The organism is Psychrobacillus sp. BL-248-WT-3, assembly GCF_012843435.1.
Classification (GTDB): Bacteria; Bacillota; Bacilli; order Bacillales_A; family Planococcaceae; genus Psychrobacillus.
Map to the genome: position 1 here is coordinate 30,559 of NZ_JABAFC010000029.1, position 15,530 is coordinate 46,088.

Below are 15,530 nucleotides of genomic sequence, written 5' to 3' on the forward strand. Positions count from 1 at the left end.
AAGTAAGATTAACTGTTGCCATATAAATCGGAGTAAAAACTTCATTTTAGTGCAGTAATTACTGGCTCATATTTTGAAACGATGTCTACTCTATGTTCGATACAAGATAACGAATAATGAGTAATTGTTCCATTTGGAAAATACGAACCTAAAGATGTGTCCTCTTGTAAGAAACGAAAGAAATTAGATTTTTTATAAATTCCAAAGGATTCCCCCTCGTACTCTTCTTCATCATTCCATTTAGTATAATCATCATAAATAACGTAATAGGATATATAGTTTTTAAAATCAATCTGTAACCTTGTAACATTACTATCTGGGTGGGGATAAATAAGTAAATCAGTTGGATTGGCACTTTTATTTACTATTATTCTAAGCTGAATTCCATCTATTCGAGGTTCTGAAATACTTTCAAATGAAATATGGTATCCTTTTTCTTTTGTTAATTCCTCAAAAGACATAACACATCTCCCCTTTAAAAACATTATAAAATCAATTTATACTCCAATAGATTCTGGTACTTTCATCGCAATAAAAACCTTCTAGATTACAGGATGTAACTATTTCATTTATTGTATTTTTATCTGAACATAGCATTGAAAAATGACTATCCCAATGGGTGGTTAACAATATACTATGATCATGAGTAAAGAGGTTTATAGGATGGATAGGAAAAGTGTCGCAATTGGTAACTAAATCGTCAACATACTCTAATTTTCGTTCTGTACCAAATTCATCTCCATACCAAATCCAATCATGTCCCTGTTTTTTTATACTCTCCAATACACCTGATATTAACGTTTCTGGGAAACATCCCTCTGCTGGAGCAATAATTTCTTCTTGCTCACATACATCTAGAATAGCCTTAGCTATTTTTTCATTTTTATAGGTTTGGTTTAGCCCTGAAATAGAAGTTCTTAATCCAATATCTAATTGTTGATAGTTATCAATACTAGAAAGCTTTAAAAACTGGCTCCAAGTAAGGATCTCACAATGTTTCATAATGTCGGTTATACTTGGATATGTATCTGGCTCAAAGAGTTCATATTTAATTGTTTTTGGTTTAATAAAAGGATGAAAAAAGAGAAAAACTTCTTCAAATATTCCCTTATAAAATTCCTTAATAGGTATACCATCAGGGGAACAAACAGCATATCTATCTGGCTTCGGTAAAATTCTCTCTTTTGTCATAAAAAATCCCTCCTTCGGTCGCAGAATCATTTCCATTAAAAGCACCATACATACCTTCTATAAATAATTAAGATTCCCTTCAAAATTAAGATTAAAATTTTTAGAAAATTAGTTATATTTAGTGTAATATTACACTAAATATATTATTCTCTAAATTAACTAAGGAGGCATGAGTTTTGAAAAAATGGCACTTTCTTTTGTGGGTATTAATAATAATTGCAACCCTATTAGGCTTATTCGGACAAGCTTTAGCCTATTATGTAGATGAAAATATGGCTAATAACGTCCCACCGGTATATTACTTGACCATCATAACGGTGATTAGTATCATCCTATACTTAGCTACACCTTTATTAGTATATTTGTTAGTTAAGGTTAAAAAAATAGATAAACAGTTTAATGATGTATACATTTTAGGTGTTGCCATGATTGGCCTCATCGTATCCTTGTGGTCAGTATTTGTTTGTTTAATGTGGTGGGGCTAAAGGAAGGCTGTTTGCTTCGAAGAAAGTAAATATATTCGTTATACCTTTTGAGTTATCCTATATGAAACTTTCCTTTAATTTATAAACTTTAACAAGCAGTTTCCATGAATTTTTTGAATAAAATAATGTCTAATGGGTAATATTAGAATAAACCCCCTTTATTGACGCTGTATCCCTTTTACTTCCTATTCTTTCACTGGGAAAAATTCATACATGTTATAACAGCGAATAAAAAATGGTCGTTACTGAAATCCCCTCAGTAACGACCATTTTTTTCTATTTATTAAAAGCTAAAATTATCTGGATCTGCTCCAGTTCGCTCATTTAAATTGAGTGCATCAATATTTTTCACATCTTCGAATGATAATTCAAAGTCAAACGCATCGAAATTTCCATGGATTCTTTCCGGAGTAATAGACTTTGGAATAACAATTAAGTCATGCTGTAAATGCCAGCGGATAATCACCTGCGCGGTAGATTTCCCATACTTAGCACTGATGCGAGCCAACGTAGGCTCCTCTAATAATCTACCTCTAGCTAGCGGTGACCAAGACGTAACTGCAATGTCCTCGGACGCACAGTACTCTCGAAGATCATACTGTGTCAGTCTAGGATGGCACTCTATCTGATTGACCATAGGCTTTATATTAGCTTTAGCAGCAATTGCCTCTAAATGGTGCTGATTATGATTAGATACGCCTGTTGCTCGAATAAGCTTCTCCTCGTAAAGACGTTCAATTGCACGATATGTATCTATATAACTCTCAGCAACTGGCCAATGAGTTAAGTATAGATCTACATAATCCATACCTAATAGCTCTAAAGACTTTTCAAAGGCTCTTAACGTCTGATCATAGCCTTGATCAGTATTCCAAACCTTAGTAGTTACAAAAATCTCTTTGCGTGAGATTCCAGAAACACGAACAGCTTCCCCCACTTCTTTTTCATTTGCATATAAGGAAGCCGTATCAATATGACGATAACCTGATTCTAAAGCATGCGTAATTGCCTTACGAGCAACCTCCGGCTCTGTCATCTTATATACCCCTAATCCAATACGTGGCATCTCAACTCCATTAGCCAATCTCTTTGTTGAATTCTCAAGTAATTCCATTAAACTCATCCTTCCCTTTTATAGAAATGCGCAGGCGCCTATCACTGCCCCGACAGGCAAACTCAAAAAAAACGACTGAAGAATCAGTCGTCTTTCCGCTTCTTCATAATTGTAGCACTATCTGATTGAGCAGGGTCTGATACACGGTTATCTTCTTCTAGCTCTTGGTTATCTCTCATGCGTTCCATTTGCTTGCCTAATGTTTTTACCTCGTCCATATTTGTTGCCATTGAGCCGTTCTCTGGACCATTTTTCAAATTATCCATTTAAAAAATCACTCCTTTTTATCTATCCTAGTAGAATCACACGTTACATGCAACTTTGACACTTTCTATTTCAGACATAATTTCGTTTTATTGTATCGTTTCATTTTTTTACAAATTAGGTTATACTAAGATTTAGAATATATAGAGGAGGCGCTTAAGTATGAAACTAATCCTTATTCTTGGCGTTTGTGTTGCGTTTCTTACTGCAATTTTCACTGCAGGATACGACGACAAACCAGGTGCATCTGAGAAATAATAATTATTCAACATAAAAACGGACGAGTCTGAATAAGACTTCGTCCGTTTTTTTTTAATGTAAGTTTGGATAATCCTGTTGACGCAAAGCCTCATAAATAAGAATTGCTGCAGTGTTCGAGAGATTCAATGAACGAATATTGTCATTCATCGGTATTCTAAGTGCGCGGTCTGGATGTGCGTCGATAAATTCACGAGGAAGTCCCTTCGTCTCACGTCCAAATATAAAGAAATGATTCTTCTCTGAATCACTAAAATCAAATGTAGTATGTGGCTTCGCACCAAATTTAGTGATCAGGTAATATTCAGCTCCAGGGTGAGCTGCGAAAAATTCATCTAACCCATCATAATAGGTGATGTCCACATGCTCCCAATAATCTAATCCTGCACGCTTTAGCATTTTATCGTCTGTAGAAAAGCCTAATGGTCGGATAAGATGAAGCTTAGCGCCTGTACCTGCACACGTTCTAGCAATATTTCCTGTGTTTGCAGGAATTTCTGGTTGATATAACACGACATTAATACTCAATGATTCCACTTCCTAATTTTCAATTGTATAAAACGCAAGACCCTTGCGAATCTCTTCTAAAACCTGTTCTTCTTGCTCTGTTTTTTCTGCTTCCTTTAATGCAAGCAAGCCTTCCTCTGTATTAATTTTGCCTAATGCCCATGCTGCTGTTCCTCTTATTACAGGTCTTGCATCGTGTAGCATTAGTTCGATCAGCGTGGGAACTGCTGCCTCTTCTTTAAAATGTGCCAATGCAATGATTGCATTCCGTTGAATTGGATTTTTTCCTCTCCATGAACCAGACATATGACCATACGTTTCTTTAAAGGTCCGATTAGTCATGCCTAGTAACGGTAACAATAACGGCTTCACTAGCTCCGGGTCAGGCTTGAATGATTCCTGATGAAGATTAGCCTTGCCTTTATTTTTTGGACAGACGGTTTGGCATGTATCACAGCCATATATCCGATTCCCTATCTTCGCTCGGAACTCATCAGGCACCATCGTTTTAGTTTGGGTGATAAAGGCGATACATCGTTGTGCATTCAGCTGACCACCTTCTATTAAAGCACCAGTAGGGCAGACGTCTAAGCAAAGCCTACAATCCCCACACTGATCCTCCATTTGTTCACTTGGGGCAAAAGGAATAGAGGTAATCATTTCTCCCAAGTAAACATAAGATCCAAATTCCGGGGTGATGATTGAACAATTTTTTGCACTCCAGCCAATCCCAGAACGTTCGGCAACTGCACGGTCTGAAAGCTCACCAGTATCGACCATTGAACGCAGCCTAGCGTCTGGTATGTGCGTTAAAATATATAATTCTAGCTGAGCGAGCTTTTCTCTTAAAACTGTATGGTAATCCATTCCCCAGGATGCTCTAGCAAATATTCCTCGTCTAGCTCCCTTTACACTTTGGGGTGCATCCTTCATCTTAGAGGGATAAGCAATAGCTATCGAGATAATGCTCTGTGCCTCCTCCAGTAAAAGCTGAGGATTTGTTCTTTTATCAAGATCCGGCTCTTCAAATCCGGAAGCATACCCTAACTCCTGCTGACGAATTAATCGATTCTTCAATTCATGAAATGGAGAAACAGTGGTAAAACCAATTTTATCAATTCCAATGGATGCAGCGTATTCTATGAGGTTCTGTTGATGCTGGTTTATATTCACTAGAGTTCTCCTTTCTGTATGGTACAATGAAGAAAATATATACAAGGATGGTTTAAAATGTTTGTAAAATTAGATACTTCTCTATTACAAATAGAGCCTACTTTTAAAATTGGCCTTATTTATTATAACAAAATTATTGTATCATCTTCCCCTCAAATGCTTAAGGGACGCCTCCAATTATTTCAAGAACAGCTTTTTTTCGAATTAGAGGAAAAAGCAGTTAATGATTTTGATGGGATAAAGGAATGGCGAGGTCTTTGGAAAAAGCTTGGAGCAGACCCTAACCGTTATCGCCCTTCTATGGAAGCAATGTACAGAAGGATTGCAAAACAAAATTATATCACACCTATGCATTCTGCTGTAGATTTAAATAACTTCTTCTCTATGCGCTATGAGATTCCTCTTGGAATATATAATTTGGATGAGATTAAAGAGGATATCTTTATCACCGTAGGCAATGCAGAAACAAATTATCTTGGATTGAATGGTAGAGAAAATAATTTACACGGGATTTTAACACTTCAAGATGAAGTAGGTGCATTCGGAAGTCCATTCGTCGATTCTAAACGGACGGCAGTTACTGAAAGTACAACGAATGCTATACAAGCAGTATATCTACGTCCTTCTATGAGTCAGGAAGAAGCGGCAAAATTATTAGAATCTATGGGTCAAATGTTCACTCAAGTGCACGGTGGAGAAGCCACAAGTGTTGTATTAGACAATAACCAAGTAGAATGGAGGATATAAATTATGGCACCAATACTTCTTGCAGAGGCAGTAAAACTAAAGAGTATTTTATTGAAGAGAGTTCAGGAACTGGAAATAGAAATGATGCGTGTTGGTTTTACAGTAATTGAGAAGGGGACTACTCCTGCTCCTTCTATTAGAACTGTGAGCGCAATCGATTTAGAAATGAATGATATCCGCTCGGATATCCGAAAGCTTGATCGACTTATATACGAGGCTAACTTAAATAATACAGTTACATATAAGGAAGTTGACCTCACCATCGTGGAGGCAATTGAAATGGCTACTCAGCTACGTGCCCAGGCAAGAGTATATAAACAGTTAGGAAGCCATGAAAAGCAAAGAATCCAATTCAGCGGCTACGGCGAAGGAACCACTTATGTAGAGGTTGCCTTATATGAGCCAGAAGAATATCGAAAAAAAGCGTTAGATTTTGAAAAGGATGCAAATAAATTATCTGGGCTGATTAATGCGAAAAACTACGCTGTTACTATTGCCTTTGATGATGAAAAATATGCTTAATTTATATCCTTGGTAAGGTGAGACTCCTTGCCAAGGCATAGCAGGAGGTCATTACAATTTAACTGATGGCAAACCAATGACCATTTACTATTTACTTTGTGACTAATAACTAATGACTAACCATTGCAACGGCAATTGACAAACTTTAGTATTACCGGATCTCCTGCTATGAAAAACGCTCCTCTCCATTTTTGGAGGGAGCGTTTTTGCTTAGTTAATTTTCAAAGACCTGTGTTTGTTCTCCGTCTATTTCAAGGTACCAGGAACCTTCTTTAGGAAATTTGATTTCTCCCTCGTAATGGAATAATCTTTGTCCGTTAGCTGCGTCAATCACAGGGTTTTGGTCATTTTGAAAGCTACTCTTCTGTACAATTTCATCTCCATTTGAATTTACTAAAAGAACCTCTATACTTTCCTTTTCCCCATTAGAGCTTTCTATAATTACATTAGTAGTTTCGCCAATTTGAATCTCCTTAGGTGAATCTAGCAACACGTAATGTTCGGACTTTGGAAAAGGTGGAAGAACCTCTATCCTAAATTCCTCAAACAATTCTTCCTCCACGTAAAAGGAAACTTGCCACTCTCCCTCTGTAGTAAAGGCTGGGAAGCTTGTTAAAATATGAGCATCCTCACTATATAAACCGGCGGCTAATACTCCCTCTGACAATAAAAGCTTCTCTCCATAACTGTTTATCGCCTCTACCTTATATTCCTTCCCAACTAAAGATTCAGGATCACTCCAATAGTAGAGCATAAGTTTTGCTCCTCGACGAGTATCCTCTGCAACGAAATTGTCAGGCCCTAGTATTCCAATTTTCCCTTCTATCCCTATTACATTTTGTGGCGAATCTTGTAAAGGAAATGAAGTAGCGAAAGGTGCGTCTAATGTAACGGATTTTGGTGACTCATTATTTAAATCATATGTTTTTCCCTTATAAGCCACCGAAAAATTGATATCTTTGCTTGCCTCTAATAATTTTTGTAGTTCCGCTTCGGAATAATTTGCATATAAAGATTCAAATGTAATTGTGTAATCATATCTATCCTTATTCGGATTTGAATTATAGCTTGCCCTATTTCCAATACCGTAACTATCCTTTAAGAAAAGATATTTATTTTCCGCTCGAAACTCCATAGAATGCCAAACATCTATTGGTATAAGCTCTTTAGACGTTAAAGATAACTCCGTCCTAACTGCATGGAGCTTATCCCCTGATGCATTCATTGTAATCTCCGTGTTTTTAATGTCTTCTATTTGCAGATCAAGACTTTTTATATATTCCTGCTCCGTCAACGAGCCCATGCCTACTTCTGTTTCTTTCGTTAAATCTGGGTTGTACATGGGGCTTGCTAAATAAGCAACCATTAAAAGGCAGGCCGTTGCTATAACTACAGATAGAGGTTTTAGAAACCTTAATCGGTTTGATTTTGAAGCATTTCGAATGCTGTAAATCACTTTTCTCTTTTCTTCTTTAGCAAGAGAATGCTTCGGAAGATTTCGCAACTGTTCCTCCAGATCATCGTGTTCTCGCTTCATACTCAAATCCCTCCTTTTCCAAAATGCTCTTCAGTTTCTTTAGCGAACGGTGATAAAGAACATTCACATGGTTTTCATTGGATTCTAGGATTTCTGCTACTTGTTTAGAGGTCAATTCAAGTATCGACTTTAAAATAATTACCTCTTTGTTTTTCGCTGGCAATTTATTTATAGCTAGGTATAATTCTTGATTCATCTCACCAAGTAAAACAGTATGATCTAATCCCTCTATCTGTTTGTCATCTCGCAAAACGTATTTTATTCGATTCCAAATATTATTCTTTCTAGCCCGGTCAACCACTATATTCTTTGCGATGGTTATTAACCAGGTTTTTGGATGTGCCCCTTCCTTAAAGTAGGAAATCTTCTTCAATCCACGAAGAAAAGTTTCCTGCACCAGGTCCTGAACATCCATAGAGCCCGTATAGTAAATGAGGAAGCTGGTCACATCCCGCTCATATAACTCAAACCACTCCTCGATTAAATCCCTTTCCAAGTGATCCCCCCTATCTCCCTACTACTTCATTAGACGTTTTACTTTCCTTAATCTTACAAGACTTTGGAAAATAAAAAAATCAGCCATTGTAGAAACAATGACTGATTTATGTGTTCCATATTTAATTAGTATGATCTTGCAAACCATACCGTGTGTTTCGATTCTTTTCCACAATTAATACAAGTTGATTTTTCAGCTGGTGGATTGAATGGAATATTACGTGTTGTGAATTTTGTTTCTTCTTTAACATGCTCCTCACAAGCATCGTCTCCACACCATCCAGCAAGAATCCATCCAGGGATTTCTCCTTTTTCCGAAGAGTCCTCTAAATGCTGTTTCAGCTGATCCATGGAATCGACATGGGTATAAGAGTTTGCATCACGGAATGCACGCGCTTTTTCTAATAGACGAGTTTGCATTGTGTTTAGCTCTTCTTCCACACGCTCCACAATAACATTTATATCAACTGATTCTTTCTCATCTAAATCGCGAGCCTTCATAAGCACTTGATTGTTTTCTAAATCACGTGGTCCTAATTCAACGCGAACTGGCACACCTTTAAGCTCCCACTCATTAAATTTATAGCCAGGTGATTGATCAGAATCGTCTAAACGAACTCGGATACCTTTTGCTTTTAATGCAGCAAAGATTTCATCTAGTTTTTCCATTATTGCTGGGTTCTTTTTCCATGGCCCGACTGGTATTAAAACAACTTGTGTCGGTGCAATACGTGGTGGCAATACAAGACCTTGCTCATCACCATGAACCATGATCACAGATCCGATTAATCGAGTAGAAGTTCCCCAAGAAGTCGTATGCACATGCTGGTGCTTGTTTTCTTTATTCAAATATTTGATATCGAATGCTTCAGCGAATTTAGTTCCAAGGTAATGAGAAGTTCCAGCCTGAACCGCTTTTCCATCCTTCATCATAGCTTCGATGGAATACGTATCTACTGCCCCTGCAAAGCGTTCAGATGGAGTTTTTTGACCGTCATATACAGGAATAGCTAAAAGTCCCTCTACTACCTCTTTATAAATATTTAGCATTTGCATTGTTTCTTGACGAGCTTCCTCTTCATCCACATGAGCTGTATGACCCTCTTGCCATAAAAACTCAGAGGTACGAATGAAAGGAAGTGTTTTCTTTTCCCAACGGAATACGTTAGCCCATTGGTTGATCAGTACAGGTAGGTCACGATAGCTTTTAATCCAATCAGAATACAGATGACCAATCATCGTTTCAGAGGTTGGACGAAGCGCTAAACGCTCCTCTAGTTTTTCACCTGCAGCCTCTGTAACCCATGGAAGCTCTGGTGAGAAGCCTTCAATATGATCCTTTTCCTTTTGGAAAAATGATTCAGGAATTAGCATTGGAAAATAAGCGTTACGGTGTCCTGTCTCTTTAAAGCGTTGGTTCATCTCTGCTTGGATATGCTCCCAGATTTCGTAGCCGTCCGGTTTAAATGCAATACATCCACGTACTGGTGTATAATCCATTAAATCAGCTTTTTGGATTGTGTCGATATACCATTTAGTAAAATCGTTTTGTTGTTGGTTAGTCATTACTTTTCCTCCTTAAAATATAAAAAAGCACAAGTCTGTCCTTGTAAAAGGACGTCCTTGTGCTTGAATAGACGTGGTACCACCTTAGTTTAGCTTAAAATAAGTTTTAAGCCCTCTAAACGTTTGATAACGATAACGAATCGGTTATGTTTGCATAACATCTCCGTGGTAGGTTTCAACAAGAAGGGGTGATATAGCTCTCAGCAAACGCTATATTTTCTGTTTCACAATTCTTATTTACTTGATCACATCGTAGATTGTATATTACTAATAATATACCAAAAGGAACGTATTAATACAACGTACTTCTTTTATACCAATTAATTTAAACAATCAGAATAAAAATACATTATACTTATATTATGGTAAAGACAAAACAAGATAGGGGAAGATTACATGAATGATTTAAAAAGTTCCTTTAACGAATGTACATATTATTTATCCGGTCATAGAAATCGAGATATCTCCGTCTTAAAGGATGCATTGAAGGATGTTTCTGAGGACCAATTCAGCGATATCTATGGTAACGGGTCTATTATAGAAGACTTTCAGAAGAAAATGGCTAAACTTTTAGGTAAGGGAACGTCTGCATTTTTCCCTAGCGGTACAATGGCTCAGCAAATCGCCTTACGTATTTGGTGCGATGAGAAGCAGCTTAACCAGGTTGCCTATCACCCTTTATGTCATTTAGAAATACACGAGATGGATGGTTTAAAGGAATTACACCAGATTAAAACGATCCTGCTGGCAGACAAGAATCGAGTAATTGAGCTAGAGGACGTAAAAAACCTTAAAGAAGACATAGCATGTCTTTTATTGGAGCTACCTCAAAGAGAAATTGGTGGCCAGCTTCCTAGCTTTGAAACATTAGAACAGATTTCAGCCTATTGTCGTGTAAATGGTATAAAGCTTCATTTAGACGGAGCCCGACTTTTAGAAGTATTACCGTACTATAATAAAACAGCCTCTGAGGTTTGCGACCTATTTGACAGTGTTTATATGTCTTTTTATAAAGGAATTGGTGGTATTGCGGGAGCTATTCTAGCCGGTGACGAGGATTTCATAGAGAAATCTAAAATTTGGAGAAAGCGTTATGGTGGAACACTTATAAGCTTGTATCCTTATATTCTATCAGCAGATTATTATTTTGATAAGCGAGCACACAAAATGGAGCAATACTACCAAAATTCTGTAGAGCTGGCACAGCTATTTAATGATTGTAAGGATATTTACACTGTACCAGAAATACCTGTTTCCAATATGTTTCATGTCCATTTTAATCGTTCTCAAGAGGAAATGACAGCTATTCTTAGCAAAGCCCAGCTTGATAACCGCATAGGGATTTCTAGCTATTTAAGTGAGCTGGATGGGGATAAATGTAAAATTGAAATAAGTATTGGAGATTCTTATCTAGAAATTCCAAAAGAACAACTAGAACAATTATTTTTGAATTTAAATGAAAAAATGAAATAAAATAAAAGACTCTTAACGTCTCGTTAAGAGTCTTTTATTGCTGTTGCTGATACTGTTCACTTTTAAGTTCTTCATATATATGGTTTGCCTTGCTTTGCGCTTCTGTTTTAGAAGTTGCGTGTACCTCAATAATTTTTCCTTCGATAATAAAGTTATATGTTTTAATCATTTTAATTCCTCGCCTTTCTTTTTTTGATTCTAATTATGTTATTCCCTATTGTAGAAAAATAAAACTTCTTAATAATGGAAATTACAAATATTTATTGGAACAGTAAAAAGTTCATAATTACTGGGCTTACATAAAAAAGGCGGCTCTCCTTTATGAGCCACCCAACAACCCTATTACCCACTCCTTCACATCCACAAGTCGGTTGGATGGTGGTCTTTCTGTCTCACCCGAAACGATTAGGGGAACAACGGAATCTACCCGATGGAGGGAGCCATGTGCACCGCCACCAGCATGATCATGACTATGTTTTTCAATAAATTCGTAAGAAGGCTTTGCATCTACTATGATAACTTTTCCGGTTTGGGAGTGGAGTGCGCCGTAGAGCCGAGCTAGCGCATCAGGATATGTGTGATAGCGTAAAGTTCCTTGCTCATCTTTTATATCTAGAGTAGCCATATCTCCCTCTAATTGCCATGACTGCTTGTATTCATCTATATAAGGCCCATTTGGTGAGAAGGTGAGTTCTTTGTCGTTTGTGCTTATAACATGATTCGTTTGTTCATCGCTCCATGCAATAAAACCAATTCGTTCATCCTTTTTTAATCTTTCTACTACATCAGAAAAAGAGATTTTTTTATCATTTAAATAGATGTAGGCCATTCGTTCATTCACTGCGATGGCTAGCTGTGCATTTTCTTTTCCTCTTTCTAAGAAGGTGTAACCCTTTAACAATTCATTTAAATCAATCAAAGCCGTTTCCTTTTCTTCCTTAACTGCAGATTGACCACTATCACCCAGGACTACCCATGTTACCTCCTCTACTGCATCTTCCCAAGAGCCAAAACTATTCAACAGCTCTTGCAGTGCTTGGTCAGCCTTCTCAATCCCAGATCTATCACCAGGACCATTTTTATGTATGGAAGCATCCGCATCTGGGAAATAGGCTAGAGTAAAGGCGGGAAGCTTCCCTTGTCCAATTAGATAAGTCAGTTCATTAGAAGTAAACTCATTATTTACCCCCATCCGCTTCCAGACGTATTTATATCTGTCGTTCTCTGGATTATATTGAGATAAGCCACCGAGCGAAAAAAGCATTGGTCCTTTCACTTTTATCTCTTTTGGCAAGAGATCTGTAATAGAAAGTAGCTTAGGTACATGTAAATCCTGCTGAAAGCTACCCCGGTATAATAATCCATTAACAGAAGCAGTCTGAATTTGAGCATTTGCCAATTCTTCGTGAATTGTTAGAACTTCCTTACTTAAATGTGTTTCATTCAGACGAATAACACTATCAGCCACTACATTTTTAACTCCATTGTCCCATATCTCCCTGATCCCACTTCCATAACTGACCATGCGTTCCTCATCTTTTTTAAACCAAATTAAGCCTGGAATTTTATGCTGATTTGCATATGTTCCAGTCAACAAGGTGCTATCTATTGTCACGGACATTGTTGGATAAGAACTAATAAAATCTGGATAGAAATCACCATTATTTATTAAAAATGAGAACGCCGGTGCCTTTCCCTCTTTTATCGTCTGCTGCAATGGTTCTGCCATTAATGAATCGACAACAATAAGAACTACCGGCTTTTTAGTAGCTTCGATCTTAACTTCCTTAAGCTTTTTAGTTGGAGACATAGAAATAGCTAATATAAGTCCTCCACATACAACAAGCAATATAGCTAATATGATTAGTACTGTTTTCTTCACTTTTAGTCACCTATCTTCCATTCGTATTGTTAGTATGGTGATTTCGAAATGAATACATGCTTATTTAATGATAAAAGATATTCTTTTCAGATGACATCTTCACCAGTTGTTTTACTTTATAGGAAAGACACATCAACTACCTGTTTGCCCATCATTGTCACTGCTTTGCTCACTTTCATTTTCGTTTTTTGCATCTTCTCCACTGCTACCTCCCTTTTCACTCAAAGCACTAACAAAAAATGCGGTTGGCAGCAGAAGACCGATCGCTGATTGTATAAGCGCAAAGAACCGCGCCTTTCCTACAGGCACCAAGTCACCATAGCCTACTGATAAAATGGTGACTCCACTGAAATAGAGATAATCTAAAAAATTTTCTCCTCCATTTTTCCCCTCTTCAGTGCTGACTCTTACTACATCTCCTTCCATAGACAATAAGTAATAAAGAACAGCAAATCCAAAAGTAAAGCCAAGCATAGCGAAAAATAGCTTTTGGAATAAAGTTGACTGAAAATAGCTTTTCTTATATTTATGACCTGAAAAGAAATAGTATAAGGTTGTTACCAAAAATAAGATTGTCAATCCCATTAGTATCGTAGAAAACATGCGTCTTTTCCTCTCTGTCTCTCGTGTCCATCCAGTTTAAAAATATACAAAGTAACTAATATGAAAACGAAAATATAGATACCCTTTTATTTCATCAATTAAGACGTAGTATGCATGGGAATGTACGTATTTATTACTAAAGGACAAAAAGACATGGAAACGATTCTTAAGAGCCTTCTAATGCAATGATTATTTTCGTTAATAACAGCCTGAACTCTTTTGGTGATTAACAATTACTTTATCTAGACATTCATTACTCTTATACATGGGATTACGCCCTTTTAGGAAACAACAAAAAAGACCTCTAACATAGTTGTTAGAGATCTTGATATGTATGACGTTAAGTCACGAATATGATACCGGTGGTCGGGGTCGAACCGACACATCCGAAGATACGGGATTTTGAGTCCCGCGCGTCTGCCAATTCCGCCACACCGGCATATTGAAGGCAGTAAATACTTTTTTAAAATTGGAGGCGGCAACCGGATTTGAACCGGTGATAAAGGTGTTGCAGACCTGTGCCTTACCACTTGGCTATGCCGCCTTAATTTGGAGCGGAAGACGAGGTTCGAACTCGCGACCCCCACCTTGGCAAGGTGGTGTTCTACCACTGAACTACTTCCGCAAATAACTGGGGTACCTGGATTCGAACCAGGGCATGACGGAATCAAAATCCGTTGCCTTACCGCTTGGCTATACCCCAATGGGGCGACCGATGGGAATTGAACCCACGAATGCCGGAATCACAATCCGGTGCGTTAACCACTTCGCCACGACCGCCACAGAATAAAAAAAAGAGCTAACCAGATAGAATATGGGGCGACTGATGGGAATTGAACCCACGAATGCCGGAATCACAATCCGGTGCGTTAACCACTTCGCCACAACCGCCATTATTCAAAGTTAACTTATTATTTGGCAGGGGCAGTAGGAATCGAACCCACATCAAAGGTTTTGGAGACCTCTATTCTACCGTTAAACTATGCCCCTAATAACTGGTGGAGGGGGACGGATTCGAACCGCCGAACCCTAAGGAGCGGATTTACAGTCCGCCGCGTTTAGCCACTTCGCTACCCCTCCACTAGACAGTGGTGCCGGAAAGAGGACTTGAACCCCCAACCTACTGATTACAAGTCAGTTGCTCTACCAATTGAGCTATTCCGGCGTAATGGTGGCTCAGGACGGAATCGAACCGCCGACACAAGGATTTTCAGTCCTTTGCTCTACCGACTGAGCTACTGAGCCACATACGTACATTAAAGATAAATGGCGGTCCCGACCGGGATCGAACCGGCGATCTCCTGCGTGACAGGCAGGCATGTTAACCGCTACACCACGGGACCATTTGGTTGCGGGGACAGGATTTGAACCTGTGACCTTCGGGTTATGAGCCCGACGAGCTACCGAACTGCTCCACCCCGCGATAATATAAGTGTTGAAATTTAAATCAACTACGCATTTAGTGAGTTTTACGTCTTCCACGCTTTGCTTTCTTCGTGAAGCGATTTGCTCCACCCGCGACAATGCTAAGTGTGATTAAAATGGTGGAGGATGACGGGCTCGAACCGCCGACCCTCTGCTTGTAAGGCAGATGCTCTCCCAGCTGAGCTAATCCTCCGTAATGCTGGTTTAAAAATAAATGGTGACCCCTACGGGATTCGAACCCGTGTTACCGCCGTGAAAGGGCGGTGTCTTAACCGCTTGACCAAGGGG

At 38.2% G+C, this 15,530-nt stretch carries 16 protein-coding genes, 13 tRNA genes and 1 other annotated feature; of the genes, 4 read left to right on the plus strand and 25 right to left on the minus strand.

The features are described from left to right. Positions 1–41 precede the first annotated feature (41 nt). On the minus strand, positions 42–461 hold the full coding sequence (locus tag HF876_RS13835) for a hypothetical protein (protein ID WP_169360647.1): 420 nt from the start codon (positions 459–461) through the stop codon (positions 42–44). A 31-nt stretch (positions 462–492) separates the two neighbouring features. Then, positions 493–1,191 (minus strand): DUF2711 family protein, encoded by a 699-nt coding sequence (locus HF876_RS13840; protein WP_169360648.1) that lies wholly within the window; start codon positions 1,189–1,191, stop codon positions 493–495. Positions 1,192–1,367: 176 nt separating this feature from the next. Between HF876_RS13840 and HF876_RS13845 the strand changes: the two genes are divergently transcribed. Beyond that, the gene (locus tag HF876_RS13845; RefSeq protein ID WP_169360649.1) at positions 1,368–1,676 is read left to right on the plus strand and encodes a hypothetical protein; all 309 of its coding nucleotides are present in this window, start codon (positions 1,368–1,370) and stop codon (positions 1,674–1,676) included. 283 nt (positions 1,677–1,959) lie between these two features. Here the strand turns inward: HF876_RS13845 and HF876_RS13850 are convergent, their stop codons facing one another. The 4 genes from HF876_RS13850 to queG all read right to left on the minus strand — a co-directional run bounded on the left by HF876_RS13850 (position 1,960) and on the right by queG (position 4,992). Beyond that, the gene (locus HF876_RS13850; RefSeq protein WP_169360650.1) at positions 1,960–2,790 is read right to left on the minus strand and encodes an aldo/keto reductase; all 831 of its coding nucleotides are present in this window, start codon (positions 2,788–2,790) and stop codon (positions 1,960–1,962) included. A gap of 83 nt (positions 2,791–2,873) precedes the next feature. Continuing rightward, complete coding sequence (locus HF876_RS13855) at positions 2,874–3,056, minus strand: hypothetical protein (protein WP_144541921.1); 183 nt, start codon at positions 3,054–3,056, stop codon at positions 2,874–2,876. A 310-nt stretch (positions 3,057–3,366) separates the two neighbouring features. After that, a complete protein-coding gene (gene trmL, locus HF876_RS13860; protein ID WP_169360651.1) occupies positions 3,367–3,840 on the minus strand; it encodes a tRNA (uridine(34)/cytosine(34)/5-carboxymethylaminomethyluridine(34)-2'-O)-methyltransferase TrmL in 474 nt (157 codons plus the stop codon). A gap of 12 nt (positions 3,841–3,852) precedes the next feature. After that, positions 3,853–4,992 carry a tRNA epoxyqueuosine(34) reductase QueG gene (gene queG, locus HF876_RS13865; protein ID WP_169360652.1) on the minus strand — a complete coding sequence of 380 codons (1,140 nt, stop codon included), beginning with the start codon at positions 4,990–4,992 and terminating at the stop codon, positions 3,853–3,855. Positions 4,993–5,049: 57 nt separating this feature from the next. Between queG and HF876_RS13870 the strand changes: the two genes are divergently transcribed. Together HF876_RS13870 and HF876_RS13875 are read left to right on the plus strand one after the other, a co-directional pair. Further along, positions 5,050–5,739, plus strand: coding sequence for a B3/B4 domain-containing protein (locus HF876_RS13870; RefSeq protein ID WP_169360653.1), 690 nt, complete (start codon positions 5,050–5,052; stop codon positions 5,737–5,739). A 3-nt stretch (positions 5,740–5,742) separates the two neighbouring features. Continuing rightward, positions 5,743–6,261, plus strand: a complete 519-nt coding sequence (locus tag HF876_RS13875) for a hypothetical protein (RefSeq protein WP_169360654.1) — start codon at positions 5,743–5,745, stop codon at positions 6,259–6,261. A gap of 214 nt (positions 6,262–6,475) precedes the next feature. Here HF876_RS13875 and HF876_RS13880 read toward each other — a convergent pair whose 3' ends face one another. The 3 genes from HF876_RS13880 to proS form a co-directional block, all read right to left on the minus strand. Next, a complete protein-coding gene (locus HF876_RS13880) occupies positions 6,476–7,798 on the minus strand; it encodes a hypothetical protein (protein WP_169360655.1) in 1,323 nt (440 codons plus the stop codon). Continuing rightward, positions 7,779–8,294: an RNA polymerase sigma factor gene (locus HF876_RS13885; protein ID WP_169360656.1), complete on the minus strand. Its 516-nt coding sequence runs from the start codon at positions 8,292–8,294 to the stop codon at positions 7,779–7,781. Before HF876_RS13885 ends, HF876_RS13880 begins: the two co-directional genes overlap by 20 nt. 125 nt (positions 8,295–8,419) lie before the next feature. Then, entirely contained in the window at positions 8,420–9,859 is a 1,440-nt protein-coding gene (gene proS / locus HF876_RS13890) for a proline--tRNA ligase (RefSeq protein ID WP_169360657.1), read from the minus strand. Between the two features lie 44 nt (positions 9,860–9,903). Next, positions 9,904–10,122, minus strand: a binding site (T-box leader). Between the two features lie 133 nt (positions 10,123–10,255). Between proS and HF876_RS13895 the strand changes: the two genes are divergently transcribed. Further along, positions 10,256–11,332, plus strand: coding sequence for a threonine aldolase family protein (locus tag HF876_RS13895; protein ID WP_169360658.1), 1,077 nt, complete (start codon positions 10,256–10,258; stop codon positions 11,330–11,332). Between the two features lie 34 nt (positions 11,333–11,366). Here HF876_RS13895 and HF876_RS19170 read toward each other — a convergent pair whose 3' ends face one another. The 16 genes from HF876_RS19170 to HF876_RS13970 all read right to left on the minus strand — a co-directional run bounded on the left by HF876_RS19170 (position 11,367) and on the right by HF876_RS13970 (position 15,435). Then, positions 11,367–11,501, minus strand: a complete 135-nt coding sequence (locus HF876_RS19170; protein ID WP_277347124.1) for a hypothetical protein — start codon at positions 11,499–11,501, stop codon at positions 11,367–11,369. A 150-nt stretch (positions 11,502–11,651) separates the two neighbouring features. Beyond that, positions 11,652–13,214, minus strand: a complete 1,563-nt coding sequence (locus HF876_RS13900; RefSeq protein WP_169360659.1) for an alkaline phosphatase family protein — start codon at positions 13,212–13,214, stop codon at positions 11,652–11,654. Between the two features lie 132 nt (positions 13,215–13,346). Next, positions 13,347–13,817 (minus strand): potassium channel family protein, encoded by a 471-nt coding sequence (locus HF876_RS13905; protein WP_169360660.1) that lies wholly within the window; start codon positions 13,815–13,817, stop codon positions 13,347–13,349. Between the two features lie 357 nt (positions 13,818–14,174). Further along, positions 14,175–14,256, minus strand: a tRNA-Leu gene (locus HF876_RS13910). A 31-nt stretch (positions 14,257–14,287) separates the two neighbouring features. Next, positions 14,288–14,361, minus strand: a tRNA-Cys gene (locus HF876_RS13915). 6 nt (positions 14,362–14,367) lie between these two features. Further along, positions 14,368–14,442: transfer RNA gene (locus HF876_RS13920), tRNA-Gly, on the minus strand. Between the two features lie 6 nt (positions 14,443–14,448). After that, positions 14,449–14,520: transfer RNA gene (locus HF876_RS13925), tRNA-Gln, on the minus strand. Position 14,521: 1 nt separating this feature from the next. Next, positions 14,522–14,597, minus strand: a tRNA-His gene (locus HF876_RS13930). Positions 14,598–14,632: 35 nt separating this feature from the next. After that, a tRNA-His gene (locus HF876_RS13935) sits at positions 14,633–14,708 on the minus strand. Between the two features lie 25 nt (positions 14,709–14,733). Further along, positions 14,734–14,807, minus strand: a tRNA-Trp gene (locus tag HF876_RS13940). Positions 14,808–14,813: 6 nt separating this feature from the next. Continuing rightward, positions 14,814–14,897: transfer RNA gene (locus HF876_RS13945), tRNA-Tyr, on the minus strand. 9 nt (positions 14,898–14,906) lie between these two features. Continuing rightward, positions 14,907–14,982, minus strand: a tRNA-Thr gene (locus tag HF876_RS13950). Between the two features lie 4 nt (positions 14,983–14,986). Beyond that, a tRNA-Phe gene (locus HF876_RS13955) sits at positions 14,987–15,062 on the minus strand. Positions 15,063–15,084: 22 nt separating this feature from the next. Next, positions 15,085–15,160, minus strand: a tRNA-Asp gene (locus HF876_RS13960). Between the two features lie 3 nt (positions 15,161–15,163). Beyond that, a tRNA-Met gene (locus HF876_RS13965) sits at positions 15,164–15,240 on the minus strand. A gap of 119 nt (positions 15,241–15,359) precedes the next feature. After that, a tRNA-Val gene (locus tag HF876_RS13970) sits at positions 15,360–15,435 on the minus strand. Positions 15,436–15,530: the final 95 nt, after the last annotated feature.

Coding starts and splice junctions, on each gene's coding strand:
- HF876_RS13875 (WP_169360654.1), top strand. CDS start 5,743: ATGGCACCAATACTTCTTGCAGAGGCAGTAAAACTAAAGAGTATTTTA.
- HF876_RS13840 (WP_169360648.1), bottom strand. CDS start 1,191: ATGACAAAAGAGAGAATTTTACCGAAGCCAGATAGATATGCTGTTTGT.
- HF876_RS19170 (WP_277347124.1), bottom strand. CDS start 11,501: ATGATTAAAACATATAACTTTATTATCGAAGGAAAAATTATTGAGGTA.
- HF876_RS13850 (WP_169360650.1), bottom strand. CDS start 2,790: ATGGAATTACTTGAGAATTCAACAAAGAGATTGGCTAATGGAGTTGAG.
- HF876_RS13880 (WP_169360655.1), bottom strand. CDS start 7,798: ATGAAGCGAGAACACGATGATCTGGAGGAACAGTTGCGAAATCTTCCG.
- HF876_RS13870 (WP_169360653.1), top strand. CDS start 5,050: ATGTTTGTAAAATTAGATACTTCTCTATTACAAATAGAGCCTACTTTT.
- HF876_RS13855 (WP_144541921.1), bottom strand. CDS start 3,056: ATGGATAATTTGAAAAATGGTCCAGAGAACGGCTCAATGGCAACAAAT.
- HF876_RS13895 (WP_169360658.1), top strand. CDS start 10,256: ATGAATGATTTAAAAAGTTCCTTTAACGAATGTACATATTATTTATCC.
- proS (WP_169360657.1), bottom strand. CDS start 9,859: ATGACTAACCAACAACAAAACGATTTTACTAAATGGTATATCGACACA.
- HF876_RS13905 (WP_169360660.1), bottom strand. CDS start 13,817: ATGTTTTCTACGATACTAATGGGATTGACAATCTTATTTTTGGTAACA.
- HF876_RS13835 (WP_169360647.1), bottom strand. CDS start 461: ATGTCTTTTGAGGAATTAACAAAAGAAAAAGGATACCATATTTCATTT.